Genomic DNA, 13,952 nt, shown 5'->3' with positions numbered 1-13,952 from the left:
TTATATATTTAATACCACATTCGTAGCTATAGCTATTTGATATAAAATTTGAGTTAGCATACTAAAGATTTGTAAATTCTGGCTATCTACTTTTGGTAAAACTAAAATGGAATCTCCTGCTTTGATATCTGCTGAGCTTCTACCACTATACTTGGTTGCTTTACCATTGGCATTAATCACCAAAACTCTTGATACATCAGCTCTATCGCTAAAACCACCCGCTAGATTGATATAATATCTTAATTTTTCTTTGTTCATATATACAAATGCACCTGGTATAGAAACTTCACCTTGAACTAAAACAAGATTGTTTTTACTAGGCACATTTATCACATCACCTTCTTCTAAGACTATAGAATTATAAGCTTTAACATTATCTATAACGATTTGTCCTTTTGGTTGAGCTTGCTTAGCACGCTCAATAAATTCTAAAATCGTCTTAGCTTGAGTAGCTCTAATGCTAGCTTGCTCAGCATTAACTGAAGAGCTTGTTAGAGCTAATGTTTCAAGCTCTTTAAGTTGGGCTTCTATGAGCTGTTTTTGAGTAGCAGCTACACTTTTTCTAAAAACTTGCAAAGCGTTTATATCAGATTGCTCATTTACTGCAATCATTTTAGCAACATCAGCTAAGGTTGTTCCTTTTTTTACCACAACTGAATGCAAACCACTATGCTCACCTTCTATACTAATGCTAATATTTTGCGCAGTATAATCAGGCCTAAATTCTATCTCATCTGCATTATGCAAATTTACATCTGAAAATTGTTTTTTACTATAAGCTTGCACATGAAGTTTATGATCTTCTCTGTAGCTTTTTACCACAGCATTAGTTACTATAGGCTTAGCTCCTGCAACTTTTGCTATATCTGCTAAATTTAAAATATCATTACTTAGCTCAAACCTAAAAGGCTTTTGCACATCCCCTTCTACAAAAACATATTTTTGCACACTACCCACTAAGATCACATCGCCCATTCTAAAAGGAAAAAGTTCAAGCTGTCCTTTAAGTAAAAAATCATACAAATCTACATGTTTTATAACTTTATTGTCTCTTAGAATTTGAATATCTCTAAAACTACCATATTCTAAATTTATACCTTTTGCTTTATCTAAATACTGAATAATAGAATCAGAGCTTAATCCTTGATAAAGTCCTGGTTGATTAACATTTCCTGTAACAAAAACTGAGACATTTTGATATATATCCATATCTGCATATACATAGACATTACTTTTATAAATTTTGTTTATAGCTTTTGTAATAACTTGCACTAAAGCACTATTTTTTACACCTAAAAGATTAATAGCACCAACCTTTGGTATAAAAATATTTCCTTGAGAATCCACTACAAGTGTTTGTATAAATTCCACTGCACCCCAAATTTTTATGTTAATTCTATCACCTACTGCTAATTTATAATCAGGATTATAAACATGTTGGGTAAATTTAGTAAAATTTCCATTGAATAAATGTGCACCAAAAACTTTAGCTGTCGGAGTTTGAGTTTGATTAAAATCACTTTGATTATTATCATAACTTGCAACTTGTGGTTCCATAGTAGGGCTAAGTGGTTGGTTTTGAATTTTAGCAATCTGAGAAACATCTACTGCAGAAAATAAAAATATAGGTAAAATCAAAAATAAAAATATCTTTTTCATTAGTATCTATGCTCCTCTATAATCATTTTGATAAATTTCACGATGCCAAAAATCAAAGACAAAATCATAAAAGCTGTGAGTATATTATACAAAGTTTCAGGATATTTTGCACTCTGAGGCAAACTTGGGCTTTGAACAATTACCACTTGTTTGATCTTTCTTAAAGCTTCTATCCTAGCACTCTCATAAGCTTTTAATGCAGCTGTATAAGCACTTTCTGCAAAACCTGTTTCTATAGTTAAATCTTGAAATTTAGCTGCAAGATCATTAAGCTTTTGAGAAGATTTTGGCGATGAAACTTTGGATTTTTCTTTTTGAAGTTGTTTTTTTAAAGCCGTAATTTCACTTTTTAAGGTCACAATTTGCGGAGCATTATCATTTATATAACTTTGCATCATTAAAAGTTCTGCTTCTTTAGTGGCTATTTTTGTTTCAAGTTCTCCTATAAGCTTTAGAGTTCCTTCTGCTTGCTTAAGTGGATCAAATACTCCATATTTGTTTTGAAATGCCAAAAGTTCATCTTTTGCTTTTTGGTATCTTTTCTTAAACTGCAATAACTCATCTTCGGCAAATTGCATTTGCTCTCTAGCAGCTTTATGTGAAATTTCATTGATAAATTTTTCACTTTCTTTAACTATAGTTGTGGCTATTAAATGTGCACTTTGAGCATCAAAACCTTCAACACTTACTCTTAAAATTCCGTTTGTGGAAGCATCTTGAACCACTTTAACACGATTTTGATAATACTTTAAAAAACTTTCTTGATCAGCTGATGGTGAAATACTATAAAAAAAGTCAAGTTTTTGTTTTTGATAAAGTTCTCGTATTTTAATTTTTTCTTCTAAAATATTTAGCATATCTAAAGAATGAATATATGATTTTAAATAATTAATATCCTCACTTGAAAAAGAATTATTCGTAAGCAAAGATGCAATTCCTGTAATAGCACCACTATCACCTGTAGTTGATTTAACACTTAAAACAGCCTCGCTCACATAACGATTTGCTGCTATAAAAACATAGTAAAAAACTACAAAAACCATTAAAATCAATACGATTTTAAAAGAATTTAAAATTTCTAGATTTTTAATTTTATTTAATATATCATTTTGCATTAATTTTTCCTTGATACACCGCTATACCCTCATCTACATCATCATATATTGTAGCTTGTCCATTTTGCATAAAGATAATTTTATCACACCATTGTTTAATTTCAGCTACATTATGCGAAACCATGATAACTTTTGAATTGCTTAATTTTTCTTTATAAATTTTAGAACTTTTTTCTCTAAATTTAGGATCTCCCACAGCACCTGCTTCATCAATTAAGTAATAATCAAAATCAAAAGCCATGCTTAAACCAAAAGAAATTCTAGCACTCATACCTGCTGAGTAAGTATTCATTGGTTCATCAAAAAATTTACCAAGCTCGGCAAAATCTTCTACAAATTTAACTTTTTCTTCCAAAGCTTTGCCTTTATAACCATATACTCTAGCAACAAAGCGTGCGTTGTCTCTTGCTGAGAGTCTATGCTGAAAAGCTCCTGCTAAACCTAAGGGCCAAGATAGTTTTTTATTAGTGATAATCTTACCCCTATCAGGAAGTAACGAACCACTTAATAACTTCATCAAAGTAGATTTTCCAGCTCCGTTGCGTCCCATTAAGCCTATGCTACAATTTTCAGGAAATTCAAAACTTAAATTTTTAAAAACATAATGTCTCCCGCCATTACGCAAAGGAAAGGATTTGGTTAAATTTACTAATTTTATCATCTTGTTGCTATCAACTTTTCTCTAGTAAAATAATAAAAAAACAATCCAATAAACAACACAACCCCCAAAAAAACAATGGGGTAATAATAATTATAATCATCAAGCAATGGATAATTTTCAAAAAAATTATACTTTAAAAGCTCCATTATATGCAAAAGCGGATTATAATATAATACATCTAAAATAGGCTTTGGAACTATCCATACAGGAAATACCACCAAGGCTGTCCAATATAAGATTATATTTACATAATTTAATGCCATTTTTAAAGGTTCAGCAAAATGTCCTGCTATAGCAAAACACATTCCCATAGCAAATCCAAACAACACAAGTAAAAAAAACGAAAACATCACCTCTAAAAAATGTTTAGGGATAACCTGCATATGCAAAAACCACCCAGCTAAAAACATCACACAAATAAAAATGGTAAAATAAATGCAAAATTCAAGCATAGATCTAGCGATAAAAACATGTATAGGGCGAATGGGTTTATAAGCAAAAAGAGCTAAATTTGCACTTATACCATTTAAAAGCTGTGTAATAATACTTCTAAACATAAAAAAAGGTATAATCCCTACTGCTAAAAACATAAAAATAGAAATACCCTCTGGCATGATTTGATGATGAAATTCTCTAATAGCTGCTACAATAGAGGTAATCACCAAAACCACCATCATAGGCTCTCCAATAACCCAAAAATAGCCCAAATATTTATTAATACCAAATCTTGTCTTTAACTCTCTAAAAAAAAGAGCATGTATGACATTGAACATATTTTTAGCAAATCCTTTTAGATTTTTTCAAAATTTTTATATTATACTTTTTATTCTTATATAATATTTAACAGAGGTAAAAATGAAAAGAAATTTCTTTATAGATTTAGAAAGTATTTTATATAATAAAGATATTTTTCAAAAAATTCAAAAATTTGAAATTTTTTATGAGAATTTTAAACTTAATTTATTTGAATTTGATCATTCTCACAAAGCTATCATTAAAGAAAATTCACAAGTTAAAATTCTTCATCCTATGAAAATAAGGCGTCCAAAAGAAGCAAATAGTGTTTTATCTTTAGCAAAAATTCTACATTCTGTTGCTCATATAGAATATAGTGCTATAAATTTAGCCCTAGATGCTAGCTATAGGTTTAAAAATTTACCCTTGCAGTTTTATCAAGATTGGCTTGAAGTAGCCGATGAAGAAATTAAACATTTTTTACTTTTAGAAAAAGCCTTAAACGAATTAGGTTTTAAATACGGAGATTTTTACGCTCATGATAACCTTGAAAAAGCCTTATTTTTAACTAAAGATAATCTTGCTCATAGAATGGGTATAGTTCATAGAGGACTTGAAGCAAAAGGACTTGATGCTAATCCTTTTGTTTTAGAAAAATTAAACACAACTAATCATCCTATAAAAAGTTTATTTAAAGAAATTTTTAATGTAATATTAAATGATGAAATAAAACATGTAAGTAAAGGTAATTTTTGGTGGAATTATGCAAAAGATGAAAAAGATAATTATTTAAAACTTTGCAAAAAATATAAAGAATTTAATCTTTTAGGAAAAATATATAACAAAGATGCTAGAATCCAAGCTGGTTTTAGTGAAAATGAACTTCAAGAACTAGATGATTTTTATAATAAAAATTAAAAATTTAATTCAAAAATTTCTTTAAAATCTCTAGCTACTAGTATATTTTTGTTATCAAGCAACAAAACTTTTGGCAATGCACGACTTAAAAACAAATATATACCCTCTGTAACACTATAAGCACCAATATTTTCAAAAACAATCAAATCGCCTATTTGAGGATTATCAAGCTGTTTTCTTCTAACTAACACATCTCCACTTGTACAAAGAGCACCGCAAATACAATAATCCTTTTCTTGTTTATAAGCATTACTATTTATCGATATATGACGCATAATAGGAATTTTCATTCCCATAATAGAACCATAATAATTAACATGATTTATCCCACCATCAAGCAAACAATAATCGCATTCTCCTGTATTTTTTACATCCAAAATATTAGCTAAGTAGTATCCACAATATTGAACCATAAATCTACCTAGCTCAATACGCATTTTAACTCTATCAAGATTTAATTCATCAAGTTTGGTTTTTAAAATACTTAGCGGCTTTAAAGTATCACTAAAATCATCATCTTCAAACATATTCACACTAAGTCCTGGAGCATACTCAATGATAAACTCATCCATTTTTATAATACTTGTAATTTCATTTTTTAAATCTAATAACAAATTCAGATCTTTTAATTGTAAATCTATTTTTTTACGCTGTGTACCAGCATAATAATGCAAACCACTAAACTTAATATTTTTATATTTATATAGTATATTTATGGCTTTTATAATATCCTTTTTACTCATACCAAATTGCGATCCAGCTGAAAGTCTTAACAATATACAAATTTTAATATCAAGATCTAGAGTACATTTATTTATGAGTTCTAGTTGACTTAAAGATTCTGCAGTAAAAGTTTTTACACCATATTTTAATGCAAGTACTATATCATCATATCCTTTTACAACACCAGAATATATAATTTGCGATGCTAGAATATTTAATTTTATACAAATTTGTAATTCTCCTGGAGAACAAACTTCTATTTTCTCAATATTTTTTGACATATAAGTAGTCAAAAATGGATTTGCCTTCATTGCAAAGCATAGTTCGTATTTATTATCTAAAATATCTTTCATAGCTTTGATACGACTTAAAAGAGCTTGAATATCAAATAAAAAACTTGGAGTGCCATGTTTTTTAGCAATATTTAACAATTCTTCATTTTTCATATATCATCTCCCTTAATTTAGCTCTATCAATTTTTCCATTTTTATTCAGTGGTAAATTTTCTAGTTTAAAAAATACTGATGGAAGCATATATGAGATTAATTGATTTTTAAGATATTGCATCAAATCATCAACACTAAGCACCCCGCTATAAAATAAATATATTTTCTCACGCTCATAAATAGCACAGGCTAGTTCAATACCTTTTATATCCATAGTCGCAATCTCTATATCTCCAAGTTCTATCCGGCGTCCTAAATGTTTAATTTGAAAGTCATTGCGCCCTTGAAATACTAATTCTCCTTGTTCGTTGTATTTTCCCATATCACCAGTTTTATAAATTCTCTCATAATATTTTAAATTTAAAGGATTTTGTATAAAGACTTCATTGGTGCGTTTGAAGTCTTTATAATATCCAAGTGCAACATTTGGCCCGCTAACACAAATTTCACCTATTTCATCTTTTTTCTTTACTTCATATGGCTTGCCATCATCATCAAAAGCTAATAAAAAAACTTTTTGTCCGCTAAAAGCGTTTCCAATGGGAGTATTTTTTTCTTTTTTATAATAATCTTTTTTTAGCTCATAAAAAGTGCAATTTCCAAGAATTTCACTTGGTCCATACAAATTTACAAATTCAGTTTTAGGTAGGTTTTTTTGCCATATATCTAGCTGATTTAATGGCATAACTTCACCACTAAAAAGAACTTTTTTTATACCTATGGGAGTGCAATACTTAAAAACTCTAAATGATGAAAGCAATGTTAAAGCACTTACAGCCCAAATTAATATACTTATTTTATATTGTATTAACAACTCTACTAATTTTACAGGAGATGTAAAAAGATATTTATCTATTAAAAAAACACTAGCTCCAAGATATACTGCGCTATAGATATCTTTTGAGCTTACATCAAAATCAAGTGGAGCTTGATTTGCAAATATATCATCGCTTGAAAATTTAAATTCATCAACAAACACAGGGACAAAATAAAGTACATTAGAATGAGTTTTAACCACGGCTTTTGGCAAACCTGTACTACCACTAGTAAATACTATATTAAGGATATCACAAGATAAATACTGACTTTGTATTTTCTCCAAAACATCATTTTGGATTTCATAATTTAATACCTTAACGATATCAACAATTTCTCTATTTGTAATCTTTGAAATACCATCAAAAAGCGTAGTATTAGTAAAAATAAATTTAGGTTCAATAATTTCAAGCATTTTTTCTATACGATTTTTAGGATGGTCAGTATCTATAAAGGCATAAGCAACCCTTGCCATCGCACAACCAAATATCATAGCAATACAATCAATATTCTTATTCATATAAATAGCTACAATAGAATTTGCTTTAGTTTCATGATGAAGCAAAAAACTCGCTATACGCTTAGATTTATCCAAAAGATCAGCATAGCTTATACTATCATTTTGAGTAAAAAAAGCTATTTTCTCAGGATGTAATTTTGCAGAATTTTCTAAATACCAAACTACATTATTTATCATTCTTAATATGCTCTACCATTGCCATTATTGCAGATATTGAGTTAAAATTTGATGATTCAATATATTGAGGTTTGATTTCTATGTCAAATTTAGCCTCTAACTCCATTATAATTTGCAATATATCAAAACTACTAATAATCCCATCACTAACTAAACTTTGATTTTCTTCAAAGTTTATTCCAGGTTTAATGCTTTGTAAAATTTCCAAAATATCATTCATCATCTTCTCCTAAATATAATTAACTTTTAAAATAAAATTATCATTTTCTAACCATATCGCATTTTAGCAAATCATATGCAACAGCAATATCCTCACAAATCATTCCACCGCTTGAAAAAACCATAGGTTTATTAGTCTGTAATAATTCCTTTTTTCGACCAGCTAAGATATCAAATATATCAATTATCTCATCTTTAGCACAACGCTTTTCTTTAACCAAATCTATAAATCTACTACCCAAGCTAGAAAATTTTGGATAAACCGGATATCCAAATTCTTCTAGATAACTTTCATACATTGCATAATTATCCGCTATTTTAATAGCTTCATTAATTAAAAAATCATCACTAAATTTCACAAAACTAAGACAAATTGTAAGTGAATTTTCTTTAAGCCATTTGGAGCGAATAATAGGCATATCAGCTAAAGTATCAAACTCAAAACCAGGATTTATGCTAATAATATCACTATTTTTAACCACTTCTTCGATACTATCAACCGCCAAAAATTTTACACTAGTATCATTTTTAAATTCTGAAATTAACTTAGCAACTCCTAACTCACTCTTTCCTTTAACTTTGATCTTTTTTACACTTGGATAAATTTGCAATATTCCTTGAATAAAAGCAGTATGTATGCGACCAGCACCTATGAGTCCTAACTCGTAAACATCTTTTTTAAGTAACTTTGCAGCATATAAACTTAACGCAGCAGTGCGGTAGGTAGTAATATCATTAGCAGGTAAAATAGCTAAAGGAAAACCTGTGTTAGGCTCGTTTAGAATAAGCGTATATGTCGTAGTTCCCTCTACTGCACCGCGTAAATTTGGTCCATGCCATTTAAGACCTGCTAAATTATATTCACCACCAAGCCATCCAGGCATTGCAATGTATGTATTTTTTTGTTTATCATCTCGTGCAAAGCTAATTCTCATACCATGTGAATTAGCATTTGAACCACCCATAGTGTAAGCTCCGGTACTCATTACTTTATACATATTTTCTATAGAATCTACACATTTATTTATATCTAATCTTTTTTTAATTTCACATTCACTAATATATTTTGTTTCCAAATTAACACCTCTTTAATTCAACCAAATGCGCAGCTTCTAAAATTTTAGCAATTCGTATGAGTTCTTTTAAATCGCATTTATTCTTTTTGGCAATTTGACTTAACAACTCATTATCTTTGCAATTAAAAGCATTGATAAATAATTTATCTTTATTATAATCTATCTCATCAATATTTTCTGCAAATAAATTTCCAGAAAAAAGTTTTTTAATTTTTAAGTCATTTTCATAAAAAAGCAATAATTCCAAGACAAGATCTATTGATTTTTCAAGGTTTAATAGATTTGCATTTTCTAAATTATCAAAACTGCTAGCATGATTTAAACATAAAATTTTTTCATTATTAAAATTTAATTTTCTACAAAAATAAACCATGCGAGTTTTAAATTCATTAAACATATGGCTATCACTTGTAAAAGTTTGAAAATCATACGCAGATGTATCATTTTTAATAGATATATACTCAATAATAGAGCTTAAACTCGGATTAATCTTATGTGATGTAGTTATACTTAATGGATTTTTACTAGCCAGATTATCTAAAAGCACAAGTAAGTGAATTTTTTCTTTGTTTTTATCAATACGGCTAAAATAACAATCAAATCCAACACTCTCAGGAGCAATTACTAATTTATATGAATAATATGTTTTTTTCTTACTCAAAGTTTCTATTATTTTTAAACCAGCAATCACACCGCTTAAACCATTGTTAAATTGATAAGGGCTTGATAGATTTGCACACAATAAAATACATTCATCACTTTGACCTTGAATTTCTAACTCACCAACTTTTAATTCTCCATAAGAAAATGAACTATCTATTTTCACTTTATATCTTGATTCTTTCAGACTTTGTCTTTGATTTTTTGTACAACACAAGCCCCAAGATCTTTCATAAGGCTTGCTAATACATACCACTTCATCATTGCTACTATTTTTTAAATCTAATACATGCAAATGCTTAAGTAATTCTTCATAAGTAACTTCACCATCAAATGGCAAAGAATAGCGCATAACATGTAAAGGATTTTGATCAGTGGAAAATACTAGTTCACCATTCATTTTGCAAAGATATGCTTCTTTGCATATCCATCTTTCAGGAACTATCCAATCAAAAGCTTTATACCCACTTGTAAATTTGTAAATTTTCATATTAGTATATATCGATTTTAATGCATAAAGAGTAGCATCATAACCATCGCTAACTACATCTCTTGGGAGATTATAAAGATTTTTAGCCAAACTTAAGATATTTGTATCTTTTAAGCTAATATCATAATCTTGAAAACCTGTTCGCTCTTTTTCTTTTTCAATCAAATCACATTCTGGACCTACAGCAGTTATCCATGGATCTTTACTAAATTGCTTAAATGCAAATTCTTTATAAATTTGAGCTTTAACGGAACTTACAAATCCTTTTCCAAGCGGTGCAGATTTAACTAATCCAGCCTCTATACATTTTTCCATTATTTTTTTAAAAGTAGGATAAGCATTAGAACAAAGTGGACGCACATTATATATCCAAGATATTCTTTGAATACGATCTTTATCTTTAATATCACCTATAAAAAATTTTTTATATCTATGTGGAACTTTAAATTCTTCCTCATAAGAATGTAAGATAGTTGCCCAACGCAACTCTACTCCTATACATAAAATCTTACCACCCATACGAGTAAAACGATCAAAAAATGAATTTTTACCAAATGAAGTATTGGCATAAATTTTAGTAATAGTTTCAGCTTGAGAACCTTTAGCAGCCACCGATAAAAATGGATCCAAACTACGATACACTCCATTTTGCTTCCAAAAATATTCACTAAATTGCCCCATAGTAGGACAAGGAGTAGTTTTTGGATCAAAAATTTCATTATTACCAAATGAATATGTAAATGTAGGAACAACTAATGTTCCATCTGCTATAATTTCCATTAAGGAATCCATAATAGAAGCAGAAAGTTCATCAGAGCTTTTCACACCTTCCATAATCACCCCTAAACGATCAAGCCCGCAATGAACCATAACCAAATCACCAGCATTAATATCTACACTATGTATAGCATTTACAAAATCAGATTTAGTATACACCCCCCCCAATCTAGCTTAAAACATTGAAAATATAAGCGTTTTTTAACTAAAAGAGTAATTATAATCTATAAAAACTTAAAATATTATTCTGATATTATACATTAGGTAAAAAGTATATTTATGAAGATGGTGGTTAGAGGCAGAATCGAACTGCCGACACGCAGATTTTCAGTCTGCTGCTCTACCGACTGAGCTATCCAACCATTAAATTGAAGTTGTAATTATACAATAGTTTTTTTAAAAAAAATTGAAATTATTCAGAAAAAGCTCCAAATTTGAATATTTTTTGCATTCTTATAGCTGCTAATTCTCGTTTGTCGTATTTTTCAAGTTCATTTATAGCATTTAAAACATAATCACTTAAATTTTTAATAGCATTTTCTTTATCTCTATGAGCTCCACTCATTGGTTCTTCGATAACATCATCTATTAAACCTTGATTTTTTAAATCATCTGCTGTAACTTTCATAGCTTTAGTTGCTGCCTCACTTTTTGAAGGATCATTCCATAAAATAGCCGCACATCCTTCTGGTGAAATCACAGAAAAAACAGAATTTTTCATCATGGCTAATTTATCTGCAACACCTATAGCTAAAGCACCTCCACTTCCACCTTCTCCTATAACTACTGCTATAGTGATAGTTTTTAGATTGCTAAGTTCATATAAATTTCTAGCTATAGCTTCACTCTGCCCACGCTCTTCTGCACCAATACCTGGATATGCACCCGGGGTATCAACCAAAAACAACACTGGTATATCAAATTTTTCAGCCATTTTAGCTACTCTTAAAGCCTTTCTATAGCCTTCAGGATGAGGCATACCAAAATTTCTATAAAGTTTTTCCTTTGTTCCTCTTCCTTTTTGTTCGCCTATAACTATAATTTTCTTTCCACCTATATACCCTGCATAACAAACTATAGCTGGATCATCTCTAAAAGCACGATCACCATGAATTTCATATGCATCACTTAATATAGCTTGGATATAATCAAGCGCATAAGGACGATCAGGATGTCTTGCAAGTTGCAAACGCTGATAATCACTTAAATTTTTATATACTTTTTGAGTTTCTTTTTCTAGATTTTTTTCTAAAATTTTTACTGCCTCTTCATCGCCTTTGATTTTAGCATTTGCTAAATCTTCATCAATTTGTTGAATATTTTTTTCAAAATCTAAATATGAAGCCATATTAATCTACTTTTTTGAAAATTACACAGCCATTTGTTCCACCAAAACCAAAAGAATTGCTCATTACAACATTAATTTCACTTTTTCTCGCAGTATTTGGTATATAGTCAAGATCACAATTTTCATCAGCTGATGTTTGATTAATAGTTGGTGGTAAAATACCTTGATCAAGAGCCATTAAAGAAACAACTGCTTCAATAGCACCAGCAGCACCTAAGCAGTGTCCTGTTTGGCCTTTTGTAGAACTCACCAAAGGAATTTGATCTTTAAAAAGCTCTTTAATAGCTGCTGTTTCATTTTTATCATTTACTGGAGTAGAAGTTCCATGTGCATTAATATAATCTACCTTCGGATTTCCTGCCATTTTCAAGGCTTTTTTCATAGCACGCAATGGTCCTTCTAGTGTTGGAGAAGTTATATGATGTGCATCAGCACTCTCGCCAAAACCTACTAATTCAGCATAAATTTTAGCTCCACGCTTTTTAGCTGCCTCATATTCTTCAAAAACCAAAGCACCAGCTCCCTCACCCATAACAAAACCATCTCTTTCTTTATCAAATGGCCTTGAAGCTTTAGCTGGATCATCATTTCTTGTTGATAAAGCTTTCATAGCAGCAAAACCACCTATACCTACAGCACAAATAGCAGCCTCAGCTCCTACTACAAGCATTTTATCAGCATTACCTAAGGCTATACTTTTGTAAGCTTCGCCTATAGCATGAGTTCCTGCTGCACATGCTGTTACACAAGAAATATTAGGTCCTTGTAAGCCATGTTCAATAGAAATTATCCCTCCAAGCATATTAACTAACGCTGAAGGTATAAAAAAAGGAGTTATTTTGCGTGGTCCGCGTTCAAAACAAGTAACAGAATTTTTTTCTATATTTGGTAAACCACCAATACCAGCAGCTGATACAATACCAAATTCTTCTTTATTTAAATTTTCATCAAATTTAGCATCTTCCATAGCTTCTCTTGCTGCTTTAATACCAAGTTGTATGAAACGATCAATTTTTTTAACCTCTTTAGCATCACAAACACTTAAAGGATCAAAATTTTTAACTTCAGCTGCAATTTGCACTGGAAAATCTGTGGTATCAAAAAGAGTTATTTTATCAACACCACTTTTACCCTCACAAATAGCTTTAAATGAGCTATCTTTATCTAATCCAAGGGCATTTATCATTCCTATACCTGTTACTACAACGCGTTTCAACCTGATCTCCTTATAATTTACACATTAATTATTTTTGAAGATTATCAATATAATTTACAACATCTTCGATTTTTACTAATTTTTCAGCATCACTATCTGGAATTTCTACATCAAATTTTTCTTCTAAAGCCATTACTAGCTCAACAACATCTAATGAATCTGCGCCTAAATCTTCAATAATTTTAGATTCCATTTTAACCGCATCTTCATCAACACTTAATTGTTCAACTACAACTGCTTTTACATCATCAAAAGTTGCCATTTTTTTCTCCTAATTTTAAAAATAAGCTGTATTTTACAATAAAAAAATAAATTTCTCGTTTAAAAAACTAAATTTTATTATAAAAATCAATCAAAATATTTATAATATTAAGTGTATGATATAAGAATTTTAAT

Annotated in this window: 13 protein-coding genes and 1 tRNA gene; 1 reads left to right on the top strand and 13 read right to left on the bottom strand. The window is 29.7% G+C overall.

Translation table 11 applies throughout. The features are described 5' to 3' along the window. From CPEL_RS01550 to kpsM, 4 genes are read right to left on the bottom strand one after another with little or no spacing between them, the layout of a single operon-like run. Positions 1 to 1,659, bottom strand: a complete 1,659-nt coding sequence (locus CPEL_RS01550; RefSeq protein WP_044598329.1) for a capsular polysaccharide export system, periplasmic protein — start codon at positions 1,657 to 1,659, stop codon at positions 1 to 3. Next, the gene (locus CPEL_RS01545) at positions 1,659 to 2,774 is read right to left on the bottom strand and encodes a capsular polysaccharide export system, inner membrane protein (protein WP_044598328.1); all 1,116 of its coding nucleotides are present in this window, start codon (positions 2,772 to 2,774) and stop codon (positions 1,659 to 1,661) included. Before CPEL_RS01545 ends, CPEL_RS01550 begins: the two co-directional genes overlap by 1 nt. Then, positions 2,764 to 3,435 carry a capsular polysaccharide export system, ATP-binding protein gene (locus CPEL_RS01540; RefSeq protein WP_044598327.1) on the bottom strand — a complete coding sequence of 224 codons (672 nt, stop codon included), beginning with the start codon at positions 3,433 to 3,435 and terminating at the stop codon, positions 2,764 to 2,766. The genes CPEL_RS01545 and CPEL_RS01540 overlap by 11 nt, the downstream gene beginning before the upstream one ends. Continuing rightward, positions 3,432 to 4,208: a capsule polysaccharide transporter KpsM gene (gene kpsM / locus CPEL_RS01535; RefSeq protein ID WP_044598326.1), complete on the bottom strand. Its 777-nt coding sequence runs from the start codon at positions 4,206 to 4,208 to the stop codon at positions 3,432 to 3,434. Before kpsM ends, CPEL_RS01540 begins: the two co-directional genes overlap by 4 nt. 82 nt (positions 4,209 to 4,290) lie before the next feature. On the opposite strand from kpsM, the gene CPEL_RS01530 reads away from it, so the two are divergent. Next, positions 4,291 to 5,088: a ferritin-like domain-containing protein gene (locus tag CPEL_RS01530; protein ID WP_044598325.1), complete on the top strand. Its 798-nt coding sequence runs from the start codon at positions 4,291 to 4,293 to the stop codon at positions 5,086 to 5,088. Here the strand turns inward: CPEL_RS01530 and CPEL_RS01525 are convergent. From CPEL_RS01525 to acpP, 9 genes are all read right to left on the bottom strand, one after another. Continuing rightward, entirely contained in the window at positions 5,085 to 6,257 is a 1,173-nt protein-coding gene (locus tag CPEL_RS01525) for an ornithine/diaminopimelate decarboxylase (RefSeq protein WP_044598324.1), read from the bottom strand. The genes CPEL_RS01530 and CPEL_RS01525 overlap by 4 nt on opposite strands. Next, positions 6,247 to 7,770, bottom strand: coding sequence for an AMP-binding protein (locus tag CPEL_RS01520; RefSeq protein ID WP_049984555.1), 1,524 nt, complete (start codon positions 7,768 to 7,770; stop codon positions 6,247 to 6,249). The genes CPEL_RS01525 and CPEL_RS01520 overlap by 11 nt, the downstream gene beginning before the upstream one ends. Further along, positions 7,760 to 7,990 (bottom strand): acyl carrier protein, encoded by a 231-nt coding sequence (locus tag CPEL_RS01515; protein ID WP_044598323.1) that lies wholly within the window; start codon positions 7,988 to 7,990, stop codon positions 7,760 to 7,762. The genes CPEL_RS01520 and CPEL_RS01515 overlap by 11 nt, the downstream gene beginning before the upstream one ends. Positions 7,991 to 8,030: 40 nt before the next feature. Next, a complete protein-coding gene (locus CPEL_RS01510; RefSeq protein WP_044598322.1) occupies positions 8,031 to 9,065 on the bottom strand; it encodes an ornithine cyclodeaminase in 1,035 nt (344 codons plus the stop codon). Between the two features lies 1 nt (position 9,066). After that, on the bottom strand, positions 9,067 to 11,151 hold the full coding sequence (locus CPEL_RS01505; protein ID WP_148308763.1) for a DUF4910 domain-containing protein: 2,085 nt from the start codon (positions 11,149 to 11,151) through the stop codon (positions 9,067 to 9,069). 127 nt (positions 11,152 to 11,278) lie between these two features. Continuing rightward, a tRNA-Phe gene (locus tag CPEL_RS01500) sits at positions 11,279 to 11,354 on the bottom strand. Positions 11,355 to 11,404: 50 nt separating this feature from the next. Further along, entirely contained in the window at positions 11,405 to 12,340 is a 936-nt protein-coding gene (locus CPEL_RS01495) for an acetyl-CoA carboxylase carboxyltransferase subunit alpha (protein WP_044598320.1), read from the bottom strand. A 1-nt stretch (position 12,341) separates the two neighbouring features. Then, positions 12,342 to 13,556, bottom strand: coding sequence for a beta-ketoacyl-ACP synthase II (locus CPEL_RS01490; protein WP_044598319.1), 1,215 nt, complete (start codon positions 13,554 to 13,556; stop codon positions 12,342 to 12,344). Positions 13,557 to 13,584: 28 nt separating this feature from the next. Next, on the bottom strand, positions 13,585 to 13,818 hold the full coding sequence (acpP, locus tag CPEL_RS01485) for an acyl carrier protein (RefSeq protein WP_044598318.1): 234 nt from the start codon (positions 13,816 to 13,818) through the stop codon (positions 13,585 to 13,587). Between the last annotated feature and the right edge of the window lie 134 nt (positions 13,819 to 13,952).

It is taken from the genome of Campylobacter peloridis LMG 23910 (genome assembly GCF_000816785.1).
GTDB classification, from domain to species: domain Bacteria; phylum Campylobacterota; class Campylobacteria; order Campylobacterales; family Campylobacteraceae; genus Campylobacter_D; species Campylobacter_D peloridis.
This window is presented reverse-complemented; position numbering and strand designations above follow the sequence as displayed.